Origin of the sequence: Proteiniborus sp. MB09-C3, assembly GCF_030263895.1 — a bacterium.
Lineage (GTDB): Bacteria > Bacillota > Clostridia > Tissierellales > Proteiniboraceae > Proteiniborus.
This window is the reverse complement of the sequence record NZ_CP127161.1, coordinates 1,344,384-1,360,371: the sequence shown is the minus strand read 5'-3', so window position 1 is coordinate 1,360,371 and position 15,988 is coordinate 1,344,384. Positions and strand designations below refer to the sequence as shown.

17 protein-coding genes and 1 pseudogene are annotated in these 15,988 nt (G+C 34.6%); 1 reads left to right on the top strand and 17 read right to left on the bottom strand.

Features of this window, described 5'->3' with window-relative positions:
* Positions 1-7: 7 nt before the first annotated feature.
* The 12 genes and pseudogenes from nuoF to QO263_RS06500 all read right to left on the bottom strand — a co-directional run bounded on the left by nuoF (position 8) and on the right by QO263_RS06500 (position 7,620).
* Complete coding sequence (gene nuoF / locus QO263_RS06550; RefSeq protein ID WP_285627875.1) at positions 8-1,762, bottom strand: NADH-quinone oxidoreductase subunit NuoF; 1,755 nt, start codon at positions 1,760-1,762, stop codon at positions 8-10.
* A gap of 2 nt (positions 1,763-1,764) precedes the next feature.
* On the bottom strand, positions 1,765-2,289 hold the full coding sequence (gene nuoE / locus QO263_RS06545) for an NADH-quinone oxidoreductase subunit NuoE (RefSeq protein WP_285627872.1): 525 nt from the start codon (positions 2,287-2,289) through the stop codon (positions 1,765-1,767).
* Positions 2,290-2,790: 501 nt separating this feature from the next.
* Positions 2,791-3,273, bottom strand: coding sequence for an HD domain-containing protein (locus QO263_RS06540; RefSeq protein WP_285627869.1), 483 nt, complete (start codon positions 3,271-3,273; stop codon positions 2,791-2,793).
* On the bottom strand, positions 3,260-3,748 hold the full coding sequence (gene folK, locus QO263_RS06535) for a 2-amino-4-hydroxy-6-hydroxymethyldihydropteridine diphosphokinase (protein WP_285627866.1): 489 nt from the start codon (positions 3,746-3,748) through the stop codon (positions 3,260-3,262). Before folK ends, QO263_RS06540 begins: the two co-directional genes overlap by 14 nt.
* Positions 3,741-4,115, bottom strand: coding sequence for a dihydroneopterin aldolase (gene folB, locus QO263_RS06530; RefSeq protein WP_285627863.1), 375 nt, complete (start codon positions 4,113-4,115; stop codon positions 3,741-3,743). The genes folK and folB overlap by 8 nt, the downstream gene beginning before the upstream one ends.
* Before the next feature lie 4 nt (positions 4,116-4,119).
* The gene (gene folP, locus QO263_RS06525) at positions 4,120-4,971 is read right to left on the bottom strand and encodes a dihydropteroate synthase (protein ID WP_352169500.1); all 852 of its coding nucleotides are present in this window, start codon (positions 4,969-4,971) and stop codon (positions 4,120-4,122) included.
* A 13-nt stretch (positions 4,972-4,984) separates the two neighbouring features.
* Positions 4,985-5,551, bottom strand: a complete 567-nt coding sequence (gene folE / locus QO263_RS06520; RefSeq protein WP_285627860.1) for a GTP cyclohydrolase I FolE — start codon at positions 5,549-5,551, stop codon at positions 4,985-4,987.
* 118 nt (positions 5,552-5,669) lie between these two features.
* Positions 5,670-5,777 carry a hypothetical protein gene (locus QO263_RS19135; RefSeq protein WP_502928712.1) on the bottom strand — a complete coding sequence of 36 codons (108 nt, stop codon included), beginning with the start codon at positions 5,775-5,777 and terminating at the stop codon, positions 5,670-5,672.
* A 68-nt stretch (positions 5,778-5,845) separates the two neighbouring features.
* Positions 5,846-6,103 (bottom strand): annotated as a pseudogene (locus QO263_RS06515) (biotin carboxylase N-terminal domain-containing protein); the annotation flags it as partial.
* A 1-nt stretch (position 6,104) separates the two neighbouring features.
* Entirely contained in the window at positions 6,105-6,215 is a 111-nt protein-coding gene (locus tag QO263_RS06510) for a biotin/lipoyl-containing protein (RefSeq protein ID WP_285627857.1), read from the bottom strand.
* 178 nt (positions 6,216-6,393) lie between these two features.
* Positions 6,394-6,606, bottom strand: a complete 213-nt coding sequence (locus QO263_RS06505) for a hypothetical protein (protein WP_285627855.1) — start codon at positions 6,604-6,606, stop codon at positions 6,394-6,396.
* Positions 6,607-6,918: 312 nt separating this feature from the next.
* The gene (locus QO263_RS06500; protein WP_285627852.1) at positions 6,919-7,620 is read right to left on the bottom strand and encodes a copper homeostasis protein CutC; all 702 of its coding nucleotides are present in this window, start codon (positions 7,618-7,620) and stop codon (positions 6,919-6,921) included.
* Between the two features lie 303 nt (positions 7,621-7,923).
* On the opposite strand from QO263_RS06500, the gene QO263_RS06495 reads away from it, so the two are divergent.
* Positions 7,924-9,171, top strand: a complete 1,248-nt coding sequence (locus QO263_RS06495) for an IS110 family RNA-guided transposase (RefSeq protein WP_285629162.1) — start codon at positions 7,924-7,926, stop codon at positions 9,169-9,171.
* 136 nt (positions 9,172-9,307) lie between these two features.
* On the opposite strand, the gene QO263_RS06490 is transcribed toward QO263_RS06495, so the two are convergent.
* The 5 genes from QO263_RS06490 to QO263_RS06470 all read right to left on the bottom strand — a co-directional run bounded on the left by QO263_RS06490 (position 9,308) and on the right by QO263_RS06470 (position 15,936).
* Entirely contained in the window at positions 9,308-10,207 is a 900-nt protein-coding gene (locus QO263_RS06490; RefSeq protein ID WP_285627851.1) for a glycosylasparaginase, read from the bottom strand.
* A gap of 181 nt (positions 10,208-10,388) precedes the next feature.
* A complete protein-coding gene (locus tag QO263_RS06485; protein ID WP_502928701.1) occupies positions 10,389-11,645 on the bottom strand; it encodes a uracil-xanthine permease family protein in 1,257 nt (418 codons plus the stop codon).
* Between the two features lie 525 nt (positions 11,646-12,170).
* Positions 12,171-13,502 (bottom strand): magnesium transporter, encoded by a 1,332-nt coding sequence (gene mgtE, locus QO263_RS06480; RefSeq protein ID WP_285627849.1) that lies wholly within the window; start codon positions 13,500-13,502, stop codon positions 12,171-12,173.
* Positions 13,503-13,640: 138 nt separating this feature from the next.
* Positions 13,641-14,501: a metallophosphoesterase gene (locus QO263_RS06475; RefSeq protein WP_285627846.1), complete on the bottom strand. Its 861-nt coding sequence runs from the start codon at positions 14,499-14,501 to the stop codon at positions 13,641-13,643.
* A gap of 247 nt (positions 14,502-14,748) precedes the next feature.
* Positions 14,749-15,936 (bottom strand): anaerobic nitric oxide reductase flavorubredoxin, encoded by a 1,188-nt coding sequence (locus tag QO263_RS06470; RefSeq protein WP_285627844.1) that lies wholly within the window; start codon positions 15,934-15,936, stop codon positions 14,749-14,751.
* Between the last annotated feature and the right edge of the window lie 52 nt (positions 15,937-15,988).

The following is a 15,988-nucleotide window of genomic DNA, read 5'->3' as shown; positions in this document are numbered from 1 at the left end:
CTCCTTCCTATTCTATTTCAACTGCACCAAAACGGCAGACTTCTTTACATTTACCGCATTTAATGCATATTTCACTATTGATTTTATGTGCTTTCTTAACTTCTCCATCTATTGCTCCTACTGGACAATTTCTCTTACATAATCCACAGCCTATACATTTGTCCTCTAATATGGAGAAGGATATAAGGTTTTTACATTGCTTAGCAGGACATTTCTTATCATAAATATGCTTTTCATACTCTTCTCTAAAGTATCTTATTGTACTGAGAACAGGATTTGGTGCTGTTTGTCCAAGTCCACACAAAGACCCTGCTTTTATTTGTTCTCCCAAATCTTCAAGAAGCTCTATATCTCCGTCTTTTCCTTCACCTTCACAGATTCTGGTTAATATTTCAAGCATTCTCTTTGTACCTATCCTACAATGAATACACTTTCCACAAGACTCCTTACGGGTAAAGTCAAGGAAAAACCTAGCCATATCAACCATACAGGTAGTTTCGTCCATTACAACCATACCGCCAGAACCCATTATAGCGCCTGTTTTATTTATTGATTCATAGTCAACTGGTGTATCTAACAGGTGCTCAGGTATACAGCCTCCTGAAGGTCCACCCATTTGCACTGCTTTTATTTGTTTGCCATCTCTAATTCCTCCACCAATTCCAAAGATAATATCTCTGATTGGTGTACCCATTGGTACTTCCACAAGTCCACCTTTGTTTATCTTTCCTGTAAGAGCAAATACCTTCGTTCCTTTGCTTTTTTCTACTCCTACAGCTGCAAAAGCCTCTCCTCCATTTGCCAATATCCAAGGAACATTAGCATATGTCTCAACGTTATTTATATTAGTAGGCTTATCCCAGTAACCTTTTTGAGCAGGAAAAGGCGGTTTTAGCCTAGGCATTCCTCTTTCTCCCTCTAATGAAGCTATAAGGGCTGTTTCTTCTCCACAAACGAAGGCTCCTGCACCAGCCTTGATTCTTAAATGAAAATCAAATTTGTCTAATCCAAGAATATTCTTTCCTAGATATCCTCTTTTTTCTGCTTCATCTATAGCTTCTTGAAGTCTAATAATAGCTAAAGGATACTCTGCTCTTACGTATACAACTCCCTCATTAGCACCTATAGCATAGCCTGCTATTATCATACCTTCAATTAGGCTATGAGGATCCCCTTCAAGAATACTTCTATCCATAAATGCACCTGGGTCACCCTCGTCTGCATTACATACTATATATTTAGGACTGTCTTTACTCCCTAGTGCAGCATTCCATTTAAACCATGTAGGAAAACCTGCTCCTCCTCTTCCCCTAAGTCCGGAGATTTTAACTTCCTCTATTATTTTTTCTGGGTCTAACTCATTCAAGCATCTTTCCAAGCCTTTATATCCACCACTACGAATATATTCATCTATACATTCTGGGTTAATGATTCCACAATTTCTAAGAGCAATTCTCTTTTGGCTATCTAAACCATTTTTATCATTTTCACTTATTATATAATCATCAACTTCATTCTTTTCTTTAACATGTTTTTCTATTATCTCGGAAGCCATTTCTGGTGTTACCTTAACATAAGTAGTTTTTTTGCCCTCATCATCTATAACGTCTACTATAGGCTCAAGATAACATGTACCAATGCATCCTGTTAGTGTAAGTTCCGCATTTAAACCTAAAACATTAAGCTCGTTTTCTAATGCAGTATAGACTTTATTAGCCCCTGCAGCTATACCACAGCTACCTTGTCCAACAACTATCTTCATGTTTAGGCCTCCTTACTCTCATTATTTTTTATTTCTCTCAATATTTCTTTCGCTTTTTTCGGTGTCAATTTTCCATATGTCTCTCCGTTTATCATCATAACTGGAGACAAACTACAGCATCCAAGGCATGCAACATTATTGAATGTAAAAAGATTGTCCTCTGTCGTTTGTCCTTCATGTATTCCAAGTTCCTCATAAACGGCTTCTTCTATAGCCTTCGAACCGTTAACATGACAAGCTGTTCCTTGGCATAGCATAATTAAATACTTTCCTACAGGATCTAATCTAAACTGGGTATAAAATGTAACTACTCCATGTACCTTCGCTGGTTTCACACCTGTTTCCTTTGCGATATGATTAAGTACTTCTACAGGCAGGTAACCATAAATATCTTGTGCTTTCTGTAATATGCTAATTAGACTTCCTCTTGTACCCTTGTACTTATCAAGTATAGGTTTGAGCTTGTCCAAATCAAAAGTAGAACTATTAGCCGCTTCATTAATATTTTTCTCTTTACAGCACTTCATATTTTACACTCCTCTCAGATATATTTTCCTATATTATTCAGTATTGATATAAATTTAATAAAGTTTTATTAATACGTATACGTTTTTTTCTAATATTATGATTATAACTATTATTATTACTTCAAATAACTAAGGGATTTTCAAGCATTTTGTCAAATTTTCGTGTCCATATTAAACACATAATATGATACCATGATTTATTATTTTAGTAAAGAAACTCACGAAAGATTCTGTTAATTTTAGGATTCCCTTTGTTATTAACTTAACTATGTTTTATTGAATTTTAGCCATTTTCCTTTTCATAAATTTCCATTATTTGATGTTAATTTTTTATCATAGTTTATTTTATAAATTATATAATTTTGTTAACAATTGTGACATATATAAAGATATAATTTGTTTAATGTTATATACTTTTATCATTTTTGACCTTTTTTTATGTTCTTTATCCTGATTAATGCTATATAATTTAACCACAGTCATTACTAAAGGGCTTAAAATCTAGTAGCGAAAATATAGGATTTGTTTTTCTCCCTTCTGAAATCTCTTACATCTGCTTTTGGCATCACAATGAAAACAAGGTCTAGACAATTTATCTGCCCTATATAGAATTCTGCTTAAATCAGCCCTATGTTCTTTATTTCTATGGCTGATAATTGCTCTAAGTATATTAGCCTTTTCATCATTTAAAAAACCACATCTAGTTAAAATGCTATCTGCCAGTTCTCCACTTGCTATAGCATGATCCTTACCTGTCTCATACTCAACCCATCTTCCGATGTCGTGTAATAAACCAGAAGCATAGACTGTTTCCTTAGGAATTGATAGATTTTCCTCTAAATTAAGAATCCAAGCAATTCTGCACACATCTAGTAAGTGGTTAATATCATGATGACAGAACATTCTATCTTGTTCTAGTTCCTTATTCTTAGCTATATAGCTTAGAAAATCATCATCTTCCAATATACAATTAACTCTCTTCATTTAAATCATCCTTTTTATGAATCTCTTCACCCTCTAGCTTGTTAAGAATATCCTCAATTTTTATATCTTCAATTACTAGACTAGGCGCAATTTCATACAATGGCACCATGACAAATGCTCTTTCAAACATTCTAGGATGTGGTATAATCAAGTCTTTTGTATCAAGCTTTACTTGTTCATACAACAATATATCTACATCAATTATTCGAGGTCCAAAGCGAATTGTTTTCACCCTTTTCATTTTTCTCTCAATACTCTGAGTAAAACTTAGAAGCTCTTCAGGGGTTAAATCAGTCTCCCCTTCTATTACAATATTTAGAAACCAATTTTGCTCCTTATATCCTACAGGTTCAGTCTCATAATAAGATGATTGTCTTGAAATGTTTACTTTCTCCTTGAGTAATTCCACAGCTCTATCTAAATTGCCTTTAGTGTCTCCTATATTGCCCCCAATACCAAGATATATTTTATTCATGAGCATGCTCCCTTTCTCTTTCAATATGTACAGCAAAATAATCGAAAATTCCTGATACTGGAGCCTCGGTTTTCTTCACCTTTACGCTAATTTTTTGAATTTCCTTAAAAGAATCTAAAATCTCTCCACATATTCTTTCAGCTAATGCTTCTATTAAGTTATATCTTTCATTTCTAACGACTTTTTCTATCATCTCATATGCTAATCCATAATTAGCTGTATAATTGATATTGTCGGTTTTTCCTGCTTCTTTTAAATCAAGATATAATATAGCATCAATAAAGAACTTCTGTCCCAGCTTCTTTTCTTCATCTAATACTCCATGATACCCATAAAAAGCCATGTTTTTAAGAATAATCTCATCCATTGAATCATCCCCTTACTATAGCATCAGTTACTCTAGCTGCCCTTAGATTTTCTTTTACATCGTGAACCCTAACAATATCTATTCCCTGCATAATACCAATTACAGTAGTAGTCAATGTCCCTTCCACCCTCTCCTTAGGAGGCAAATCCAATATTTTACCTATCATTGATTTTCTAGATGTACCTAATAATACTGGATAACCTAAATCTCTAATCTCCCTTAAACGACTCATCAAGGCCATGTTTTGCTCAGAGGTCTTACCAAAGCCAATACCTGGATCTAATATTATTCTGTCTTCTTGGAGACCAGATTCTAAAGCAATCCTGATAGATTCCTTTAAGAATCTTTTTATCTCATCAATCATATCACCCTTGTATTCAGTACCATTTTGATTGTGCATAACAATAACAGGAGTATTGTACTTAGCTGCAATCTTTACCATGTCACTATCTCTTTGCAATCCCCATATGTCATTGATTATATGAACTCCATTTTTTATACCTTCTTCAGCTACTTCGGATCTAATAGTATCCAAAGAAATAATAGCTTTAGTTTCCTTTGATAATCTCTTAATAACTGGAATAACTCTTTTCATTTCCTCTTCACTTGAAATATTAGTATGGCCAGGTCTTGATGATTCGCCACCAATATCTATAATATCTGCACCTTGTTCAAGCATTTCCTTAGCACGGGCGATTGCATTATCAATTGAAACAAAATCTCCACCATCAGAGAAAGAATCTGGAGTGACGTTTAAAATACCCATGATATAAGTTCTTTCTCCAAAATTAATATTATGACCTGAAAAGCTGATTCTTCTCTTTTCTATATTAAGCTTGATACCTGAATTCGTCATGATGATATCTCTCCTAACTGCGATTATTGATAATAGACATAACCTCGGCTCTTGACTTAGAGTCAGTAGCAAAAACACCTCTAACAGCAGAAGTGATTGTCTTTGAGCCTGGTTTTCTAACACCTCTCATAGTCATGCACATATGCTCTGCTTCTATCATGACAATAACACCATATGGCTCCAGTTTCTTTTGAATAACATCAGCAACAGTAGCTGTAAGTCTTTCTTGCAGCTGTGGTCTTTTAGACACTGTTTCAACAACTCTAGCCAGCTTACTTAGTCCAGTAAGCTTTCCATTCTTAGGTATGTATCCTACATGAGCCTTGCCGAAAAAAGGCACAAAATGATGTTCACAGACTGAATAAAATGGAATATCTTTTACTAATACCAGCTCCTCATATTTTTCCTGTTGGAAATATACCTCAAGATTTTTCTCTGGGTCTTCACTAAGCCCAGCAAATATTTCCTCATACATTTTTGCTATTCTTCTAGGTGTATCTATAAGACCTTCTCTATCTGGATTTTCTCCTATGGCAAAAAGTATTTCTCTAACTGCTTTTTCAATTCTTTCCTTATCCAAAGGAACTCCTCCTCTTTCTTCAATAAGCTTACTGATTAATACTTATTATGCCTAATTATTATAAGATTATCTGAGGTCATTGTGAAAAAAAGGATAAAACTATTTAAGCTCTATCCCTTTACTGCCATGCTCCTATTTTTCTAAATTTATCATATCTTTTATCCAGTAAATCTTTTATTTCTATTTTCATAAGAATATTTAATTCGCTTAATAAATATTTTCGTATATTATCTGCTGTAAATTCTATATCCTGTATTAGCCCCCTTATTCTCTCTCTAGCACTGATTCTAGCATGTTCATTGTGCTCTCTATATGTTCTTTTTTAGGGCCAATAAATTTAATGCCATTTACTTTACATGCATCTACTAGCTCAAAATTCTCTGAAAGAAATCCATAGCCTGGATGTATTGCCTCATCTGCCATATGTACATGAACCGAATCCCTATCAATTTCCGAATATAATGCTACAGTCTTTATTCCCATTTCTCTACATGCTCTGATGATTCTGACTGCTATCTCACTTCTATTGGCAACGAGTATTTTATCAAACATTTTACTCCTGCCTCCTTATCTTCATTAAAGGCTGTCCATATTCTACTATGTCCTCATTGCCTACAAATATCTCAACAACCTCTCCTGTTATTTCACACTCTATTTCGTTCATTATTTTCATGGCTTCTATTATACATAGTATTTGGCCCTAATCTACTTTATCCCCAACCTTTATGAAGGCAGGTGCATCAGGGCTAGATCCTTCATAAAATGTGCCCACAATTGGGGATTTTACAATGTAGATATTTACATCGTCAATTAAGGTTTTACTACGTTCTTTATTGTCATTTTTATTGTCTTTCAAATCTATATCTATAGTATTCCTTGAATTGTTTATCACCTTGTATATTAGTGACTCCTATGCTTTTTGAGCTTGTTTTAGCCACGCTTCCACTTTCACTTTTTGTTATCATAATCTTTATATCGCTTTTTTCTATCTCAACCTTCTCTATGCTTGTATTATCTATTGTTATAATTAAATTTTTAATGTCTTTTATATCCACTGATATCCCACTCTTCAAATGTAATATAAGCTAGTATCTGATACTAGTATTTAATATTATAACATAGCCATAACTATTAATGCATTTATTTATAATTTGGCATAATTTAACTACGAAGTCCTTTAGCCTTCTAACAAAACGACTTAAAGCTAGGCCTATTTTACAAGTAATCTAATAGTTCTGATTTTTTACACAAAAAAAGTGCAAATACTCAACACCATTTATTTGATGTCTTATATTTACACTTTTGTCGTATCAAATAGCTTCTTTTACTATGAAGTATCCTAAAAGCTCTTAAAATCTAGTTATTATCTATAACAGCTCTCTTATATTCTTTATTTCAACCAGTTCCTTTATTTTTTCTAAAGAAATCTCCCCAAAGGCTGAGCTATCTTCTCTAACTGCTGTACCAAAGTGATAGTCTGTGGCCTTGGCTTTGTCCATTATATATGCTATGTTTTGTAGGTTGAGTCCTCCTCCTAGAAGTACATTTATATGTCCTGCATTATATATCATGTCTCTTATGACCCTAATATTATCCTCTATATTGCCCTTTCCTCCAGATGTGAGTACATTTGTAATTTGAGGATATTTTGTTAAGACCTTTATTCCGCTAACAGGGTCAAAAAGTTCATCTATGGCTCTATGAAAAGTAACATCTATGCCATCGCATACTGAGAGAAGCTCAGATAAAGATTCTTCACAGATTTTGTTTTTTTCATTTAATACTCCTAGCACTACTCCATTTGCTTTTAAATCTTTGGCTATAAGAATATCTTCTTTCATTAACTGAATTTCTTCTGGTGTATAAATAAAGGATTTAGCATGTGGTCTTATCATTACATTGATTGGTATATTTACTGCTTGAACTACATTCTTAATCAATGAATAACTTGGTGTAAGTCCCCCCTCTGTCAGTGCACTTACTAGTTCAATTCTACTGCATCCTGATTTTTCAATCCTTTTTGCATCCTCAATGGTAGTTGCAATTATTTCAATCATTTTTATAGCCATTCCTTTCGCTTCGCTCAAGGCACAAAACGTAATGAAAAAGTGCTTTTGAGCGTTATTTGTTTTATAATTAACCCCATAGGGATTTCGGTAAACTACAAATCACGGGGAGGTGAGTGGGCTGTCTGACTTGTCAGATGACCGTATTTTTATATGTGTAGAACGCCTTTTCAAGCACAAATAAGTGTACCTTAGAGTACGTAACCTTATCTTTGTTTAAACAATCTCGTTTAAATGCCAGGCGTTCAGTCAATGCCGTATCTCCCTATAATTCTTATGAACTTTCTAGTTCAGAAAGGAGTCCCTATGGCTTTAAAAATCGTGTACAAAATCTGCTGCGGAATTGATGTTCACAAAACTTTTGTTGTAGCCTGCATCGCTTCCACCGATAAACAAGGTGTTACCACCTACAAGAGCCATCGCTTTTCCACCTACACCAAAGGTCTGAAAGAGCTGTTACAATGGCTGCTTGAATCTAATTGTAAGGATGTCTGCATGGAATCTACAGGTAAATACTGGATTCCCGTGTACAACGTCTTGGAAAAAGACTGTTCTATTGTGCTTGCACATCCTAAATACGTTAAGGCTATTCGTGGTAAAAAAACTGACAAGAAAGATGCTAAATGGATTGCTGACCTGTTTAAGCATGATCTTGTTGCCGGTAGCTTTATGCCCCCTGCTGATATTCGCCAGCTACGCGACCTTATGCGCTATCGTTACAAACTAACCTGCTTTATGTCCAGTGAAAAGAACCGTCTTCAAAACTGTCTCACGGTTTCCAACATTCAATTGTCTTCCGTTGTCTCCGACACTTTTGGTAAAAGTGCTCAAAAGATTCTGAATAAGATTCTTGAAAATCCTCTAGATACTTCATTCGATATTGAACCTTTAATTCACGGCTCTATGAAGGGTAAAATTCCTGAATTACAGCTCGCCGTTGATGGGCATATCTCCCCGCAACAGGCTGGTAAATTAAAGATTATCAAGAAGCACTTTGAAGATTTGGAATCCCGGAAATCAGAGTTAGAAGAACTGATTCTTGTGCTCGCCAGCCCCTATCAACAAGAACTCGACCTAATCCTAACCGCTCCATCTTTTAAAAACATCTTCTCTGCAATCACAATCATTTCAGAGATTGGTGTTAATATGGAGGCTTTTCCTTCGGCGAAACACTTGTGTTCATGGGCAGGGCTTACACCTACCAACAATGAAAGTGCAGGGAAGAAAAAATCTGTCCGGGTTTCCAAAGCTGGATGCTATATTAAACCACTTCTTGTTCAATGTGCCAACTCTGTGGTTAAAAGTGAAAAGCATCCAGAAATCCGTAACCGCTACCTTCGTTTAAGAAAGCGTCGTGGTCACAAGAAGGCAATCATTGCAATAGCAAGAATGCTTCTAACAGCATTATACAACATGTTGAAGAAAAATGAACCATACAATGCTGAACTTTACAGAAACTCTGACGTTATTCCTGTCAATCGCGAGATTACTGTAGAGCAGGCTATACAATTAGCAAAATTCCAAGGTTACAGAATTAAGTCAGCTACTGAATAACCTTAATTTTGTCTATATATTCAATTTTTTGAAGCCACCGCAAGATGGCTTGTTTGCTATGCCCTTAAGTGAAGTGCCAATCCCTAGTTTTCTTTTTCAACCTTATCCCCCATAATATATAGTATGGCTCTATTCTTTAAGCTTCTTGGAAAGCAGTTTTATTTCCATCTCTATTTGCTATGTACACCTTTGGCCTTTCTTTATCTGTAGCTACTACAAATGTAAATTCAACGTTTGTGCCTACTCCCCATTCTCCGTTTTTATTCATACAAGCTATAGAAATAGCACCAGCCTTACCCCTTCTCTTTTCTAGCTTCTCACTAAACTCATGAACTACTTTTTCAGCTGCTTTCTGTGGATGCAGTCCTTCTTTCATTAGCCTCACCACTTCATACGACATACAGCCCTTCATTATATCTTCTCCAAGACCTGTGGCTGTAGCACCGCCTATCTCGCTATCTGCATAAAAGCCTGAGCCTGGAATTGGTGAATCTCCTACTCTTCCTTTTCTTTTCATGAAAAGTCCACTAGTAGATGTTCCTGTTACTAGATTTTCATTTTTATCAATACATACCATGCCAACTGTGTCATGTCCATCATAGGGGCTTAAGTTTTTATCTTTCATCTCTGCCACTCTTTTTTCCCAAGCTTTTTTTGATTCCTCAGTAAGCATATTTTTTCTTTCGAAGCCTTTTTCCTGTGCATATTCTTCTGCCCCAATACCTACGAGGAAAATATTAAATCTTTCTTCGTTAAGCTTTCTAGCAACGGATATAGGATTTTTGAAATCTTTGATTCCACATATTGCTCCTACAGAAAGAGTATTTCCATCCATAAAAGCTGCATCTAATTCAACCTCACATTTCTCATTTGGTAATCCCCCATATCCTACTGATGTGTAAAGTGGGTTGTCCTCTACCATTTTTATTGCCTCTTCCATAGAATCAGCTGCACTCAATCCTTTTTCTAGCATATATGAAGCATGCTTTACTCCTTCTAAAGCCATCTCCCATGTTGCAATAATTCCCCAAGTCATTATCAACAACTCCTTTATAATTGGATTAATTCTAGATACTATATAATATTATTATCCCATAAAGCTATTTTTTGTCTAGAATTAAAAATCTCATGAAGAATGCACTAAAAAAATCCTATCCCTAATATAATAAGAGATAGGATTTTCTTATTTAATTTAATCTGTTGAGCTAGTTAATTTATTACTTTCTATTTAAAACTGCATTTAAAGCTATACCAACTATGGCTGCAAAGCTTAGGCCTGATATTTTAACTGTTTCGCTTACAGGTATTCCTATAGTTACTCCAAATTTTTTCTCTATAATTCCGCTTCCAAGACCTAGGATTAATATGACTGACATAACTATTATGTTCTTTACATTGAACTCTACTTTGCTATTTTTTATGGTCTTAACTCCTATTATAGAAATCATGCTAAAGAGCATTAAGCTAATACCACCCATCACTGCTGTTGGTATAGAAGTCAGTAATGCGCCTACCTTTGATACTAGACCTAAGATTATGGCAAAGACTGCTGCTAATCTTAGTATTGAAGGATCATAGTTCTTAGTTAAAGCAAGTACTCCTGTATTTTCCCCATAAGTTGTATTTGCGGGTCCCCCAATGAATGATGCTACTATTGTTGCTAATCCGTCTCCTAAAAGCGTTCTATTTAAGCCTGGGTCTTCGATGAAGTTTTTCCCTACTACTTGTCCGTTAGTAGTTATATCCCCTAAGTGCTCCATAAATACCGCCAACACTACTGGTGCAATTATTGCTATGGCACCTAAATCGAATTTAGGAAGGCTAAACTTTGGAAGTGCTACTAATGAAGCCTCTTTTACTATATCTACATTAACTATTCCGAGCTTTAAAGATACTAGATATCCTGTGATTACCCCAATTAATATAGCAAGCTGTTTAATAAAGCCTTTGCCTTTAAAGTTAATTAGTAGCGCTACTCCTAGTGTTATACCAGCTACTAACATGTTTTCTCCTGCCATTCCAAATGCAGTTGGTATTAAATTTAATCCTATTACCATTATCATAGGCCCTACTACTTGTGGTGAAAGAACTTTTTGAATTTTTTCTACTCCAATCTTTTTGATTAAAAGAGACATTATAACATAAATCAATCCTGCTACTACCATTCCACCTTGAGCATATGCCAAATCTCCGTCATATAATTCTTTCACTGTTATAACTAATGGAATAAATGCAAAGGATGAGCCTAGAAAGGCTGGCACCTTACCTTTAGTACATAAATGGAATATCAATGTTCCTATCCCTGCTGTAAACAATGCTACAGATGGACTAAAGCCTGTTAGTATTGGAACTAATACTGTTGCACCAAACATTGCTATTAAATGCTGCATTGCTAAAACAACTTTTTTTGAGTTAGCCAATAAGCTAAACTCTGCTTTTGTGCACTCCTTGTTTTTCATTAGATTTTCTACCATTTTAAAAAACCTCCTCTTATAGTATGCGGGAGAGTTTTTCTCTCCTTTTCAGCCTCTCAGTGCTGATTTAAAGGCATGTCTTGATTGTAATTAGATTTTAGTGCGTTTGACCTATGCTGCAATTACCCAAATCTACGATTTGGTGTAATTGCAGTACTCAGAAACTTGCTTTCTGAGCTTCCTCTATTTTTCTGACAGAAGCGTTCAGAAAATCGGGTTAGGTCATTTGCCGCAGTCTCGCAACACAAATTTATTTGTTCGCTAACGCTCACATAAATTTGGTGCTCGTTGCGTTTGACCTACCATCGATTTTCCGATAGAAACGTTCGGAAAATCGGGTTAGGTCATAAAAAAACTTCTTGCTAGGCGCAAGAAGTTATATATACATTTAAGTATAATTATTATCCATCACAATCTTGCCAGCCTCTCTGGACTGAGTTAAAGATTTCATCTTTAGTTTTATCCTTATTTATTTTATCAGCTATTTAAAACATATTCAACAAGAAATTCAAGGCAAAATCGACATTAAATCCCTAATAAGGTAGTCGCAGCAGTAAAATATATTATAAGAGCTAGAGCATCTACTATTGTAGTAATAAGTGGACTTGCCATAATAGCTGGGTCCATTTTAACTTTTTTAGCTACTATAGGTAATATTCCTCCTACAACCTTTGCAATAATGACAGTAAAGAATAGACTTATACATATAGCTAATGATATATAAAGGTCTGTTTTCTCAAAAAAATAAATTCTCCCAAAATTAACGATTGCTAGTACTATCCCAACAACAATACTTACTCTTAACTCTTTCCATACTACCTTTAGTATATCCTTTGATTCTATTTCTCCTAAAGCTAAACCACGTATGATTAGAGTGGAGGATTGTGAACCAGCATTTCCACCTGTATCCATTAGCATTGGGATAAATGCAGCTAATACCACTACTGATTGAAGTACATCCTCAAATTTCTTAATGATATTTCCAGTAAAGGTAGCTGAAATCATGAGAACTAGAAGCCACATAATTCTGTGTTTAGCTAGAGAAAATACACCTGTTTTTAGATACTCCTCTTCAGATGGTGCCATAGCAGCCATCTTTTGAAAGTCTTCTGTGTTCTCCTGTTCAATAATATCTACTATGTCATCGATTGTAATTATACCTACAAGTCTATTTTCATTGTCTACAACTGGCATGGAGGTAAAATCATATTTTCTGAATGTATCTGCTACATACTCTTGGTCTTCAAGGGTATGAACATATATTACATTTTCATCCATTATGTCTTTAATAATAGTATCATCATCATTTAGAATCAACTGTCTTATAGAGATGACACCTTCAAGCCTTCTATTCTTATCCATAACATAGCAGGTATTTATGGTTTCCTTGTCTATAGCTGTTTTCTTAATATGCTCCAATGCTTCCTTAACTGTCATTTTCTTTTTCAAGTCCACATACTCTATTGTCATAATGCTTCCTGCTGAATTCTCAGGATATTTCAAGAATTGATTTATCAATGCTCGAGTATTTTCATCAGTATTTTTGAGAACTTTTTTTACTACATTTGCAGGAAGTTCCTCTAGAAAGTCTACGGTATCGTCTAAAAATAGTTCATCAATAATGGTTTTTATTTCTTTATCAGTAATAGACTCAACAATATATCTCTGTTGTTCAGATGACAAATATGAAAATACATCTGCAGAAATATCCTTAGGAAGTATTCGAAATATAATGAGCATTTTTTCTTGATTAGTTTCATCTAGAAGCTGTGCTATATCTACGGCATTCATATCTATTAGTTCATTTCTTGCTTGCATGAGTTTGTTTTCTCTGATTAGTTCTAAAACTTTTTCCATATTTTGTTCCTCCTTCTCTTAAGGTAGAGGAAACTATCACAGTAATAAAATGGTGTATTCCTCTACCTTATTATTCATTTTTCTTGAAAAACTATTCCCATACGGATCGGAATCCACCATTTATCACCTCTTTGCTTATTATTTTGCTAAAAGCTCTGCAACTATTATTTCTGGCCTGTTGAAAATACGCTGGGGTACTATACTATTTCCCAAACCTCTGCTAATTACCATAGTTGTATTATTTACTTTATGAACACCAGATGTATATTTGGGCAAAAACCCTTGATTAGGTACCACTAGTCCTCCTAAAAAAGGAATCCTAAACTGTCCTCCATGAGCATGACCACTAAATACTAAATCAAAGCCATAGGCTGCATATGCATCTATCCTTTCAGGTCTATGGGATAATAATATTTTGAAGCTATTTTCATCTAGACCTTCTTTGATTTCTTGCAAGTATTTATCCATGACAATCGGCTCTCTATATCTTATTCCAGTATAGGGATCATCAATACCTGCAATTATTATGCTTTGTCCATACGAATCTATCTTTTCCCAGCTATTTCTTAAGACCTTAGCACCAGCATTTATAAGCTGCTCTTCTAGACTTTTAAATTTGCCAGAACGCATTTCATGATTACCAGTTACATAGTATACAGGAGCTATTTTAACTGCTTCTTTGACAAATTGCATTGCTATATATTCATTATATCTTCTACTGTCTATTAAGTCACCTGTTATTACAATAATATTTGGCTTTTCATCCTTTATCTGATTTATTAAATGCTTTTGATTTTTTCCAAAGGACTTGTTGTGCAAATCTGATATGTGTATTATCTTAAATCTGTCAAAGCTTTTGGGAAGCCTTTGAAGATTAATTCTCAGCCTAGTCTTTGTAATCCAATTATTTTGTAAGTATAAAAATATTATGAGGATTGTAAGAATTAATAGTAGCATTCCAAGGAACTTAATACTGAGTATGTTTTTATTTATAGGCATGAACAACACTCCCTACAATCTGGCGCAGAAGTCAACCCCTATTTCTGTCCGTAAAGGCAATGGCTAAAAAAGTCCCATGAGCTAGCCACTACTTAGTAAAGGTTCTGACTTCATTGGTACACTTGCTATGATAACACAATAGTAGATTGAAAAGCTAGAAAAATATTATCCTCACCTTTTATTATTTTTCAGATGATTGCTCAAAAAATAATCAAGGACACCCAATGGGCGTCCTATATTAAATAAATTATAACTTTATTGCAAATTCCTTTCCAAACTCCCTACACCTTTCTTTTGCATCTTCAGTTGGATTCCATAGTTCTCTTATTCCACCATTCACTACTTCAAATCCACCTTTCTTAAGTTCCTCAGTAATAAGCTTGACAGATTCTCCACTCCATCCATAACATCCAAAGGCTGCTGCCTTTTTGTTCTTAAATCCTAAGCCTTTCATCATTTCTAGAATACCTGCTGTTCCATACATTATTCCTTTGTTAACTGTTGAACAGCCTACTAAGATAGCCTTTGATTTAAATACTTCTGTTAGTATGTCATTCTTATCTGACTTTGAAATATTGTATAATTTTAGTGTAACCTGATTATCAACAGATTTTATTCCCTCTGCAATAGCTTCAGCCATTCTCCTAGTTCCATCCCACATAGTATCATAAAGAATAGTTATTTGATTTTCTTGATAATTATTAGCCCATTCTATGTATTTTTCTATGATCTGGGTTGGATTATCTCTCCATATAATACCATGACTAGTACATATCATATTTACTGGCAGATTAAAGCTTAGTACCTCTTCTATCTTTTTCTTAACTAAAGGACTAAACGGATTTAGTATATTCCCATAATATTTTATTGCCTCTCCATATAATTCATTTTGGTCTACTAAATCATTAAATAGATGCTCTGATGCATAATGTTGCCCAAAGGCATCATTGCTGAACAATATATTTTCCCCTGTCATATAGGTGAACATGCTGTCAGGCCAATGAAGCATTCTTGCCTCAACAAATATTAGCTTGCTGTTGCCTAAATCTAATTCATCTCCTGTTTTTACTTCTACAAAGTTCCAATCTTGATGATAGTGACCTTTAAGTGATTTTACTCCATTGGCTGTACAGTAAATAGGTGTATCAGGTATTTCTTTCATAAGCTCTAGTAATGCTCCACTATGGTCTATTTCACCATGGTTCATAACTATGTAATCGATTTCCCTTAAGTCAATTTCTTTTTTTAAGTTTGCAACAAATTCTTTAGCATATGGAAGCCAAACAGTATCAATAAGAACAGTCTTCTCATCACGTATTAAATATGAATTATAAGAAGAACCCCTGTGAGTAGATAATTCTTCTCCATGAAATGTTCTAAGCTCCCAGTCAATTTTCCCTACCCAAGTTACTTTGTCAGTGATTTTACGTCCCATAAAATACCTCCCAAAATTAAAATATTTTTTATCTTATTATTATATAGCAAAA

What these genes read in the sequence shown, in the direction of transcription:
- nuoF (WP_285627875.1), bottom strand. Translation starts at nt 1,762, where the DNA reads ATGAAGATAGTTGTTGGACAAGGTAGCTGTGGTATAGCTGCAGGGGCT.
- nuoE (WP_285627872.1), bottom strand. Translation starts at nt 2,289, where the DNA reads ATGAAGTGCTGTAAAGAGAAAAATATTAATGAAGCGGCTAATAGTTCT.
- QO263_RS06540 (WP_285627869.1), bottom strand. Translation starts at nt 3,273, where the DNA reads ATGAAGAGAGTTAATTGTATATTGGAAGATGATGATTTTCTAAGCTAT.
- folK (WP_285627866.1), bottom strand. Translation starts at nt 3,748, where the DNA reads ATGAATAAAATATATCTTGGTATTGGGGGCAATATAGGAGACACTAAA.
- folB (WP_285627863.1), bottom strand. Translation starts at nt 4,115, where the DNA reads ATGGATGAGATTATTCTTAAAAACATGGCTTTTTATGGGTATCATGGA.
- folP (WP_352169500.1), bottom strand. Translation starts at nt 4,971, where the DNA reads ATGACGAATTCAGGTATCAAGCTTAATATAGAAAAGAGAAGAATCAGC.
- QO263_RS06510 (WP_285627857.1), bottom strand. Translation starts at nt 6,215, where the DNA reads ATGAACGAAATAGAGTGTGAAATAACAGGAGAGGTTGTTGAGATATTT.
- QO263_RS06500 (WP_285627852.1), bottom strand. Translation starts at nt 7,620, where the DNA reads ATGGCTATAAAAATGATTGAAATAATTGCAACTACCATTGAGGATGCA.
- QO263_RS06495 (WP_285629162.1), top strand. Translation starts at nt 7,924, where the DNA reads ATGGCTTTAAAAATCGTGTACAAAATCTGCTGCGGAATTGATGTTCAC.
- QO263_RS06490 (WP_285627851.1), bottom strand. Translation starts at nt 10,207, where the DNA reads ATGACTTGGGGAATTATTGCAACATGGGAGATGGCTTTAGAAGGAGTA.
- QO263_RS06485 (WP_502928701.1), bottom strand. Translation starts at nt 11,645, where the DNA reads ATGGTAGAAAATCTAATGAAAAACAAGGAGTGCACAAAAGCAGAGTTT.
- mgtE (WP_285627849.1), bottom strand. Translation starts at nt 13,502, where the DNA reads ATGGAAAAAGTTTTAGAACTAATCAGAGAAAACAAACTCATGCAAGCA.
- QO263_RS06475 (WP_285627846.1), bottom strand. Translation starts at nt 14,501, where the DNA reads ATGCCTATAAATAAAAACATACTCAGTATTAAGTTCCTTGGAATGCTA.
- QO263_RS06470 (WP_285627844.1), bottom strand. Translation starts at nt 15,936, where the DNA reads ATGGGACGTAAAATCACTGACAAAGTAACTTGGGTAGGGAAAATTGAC.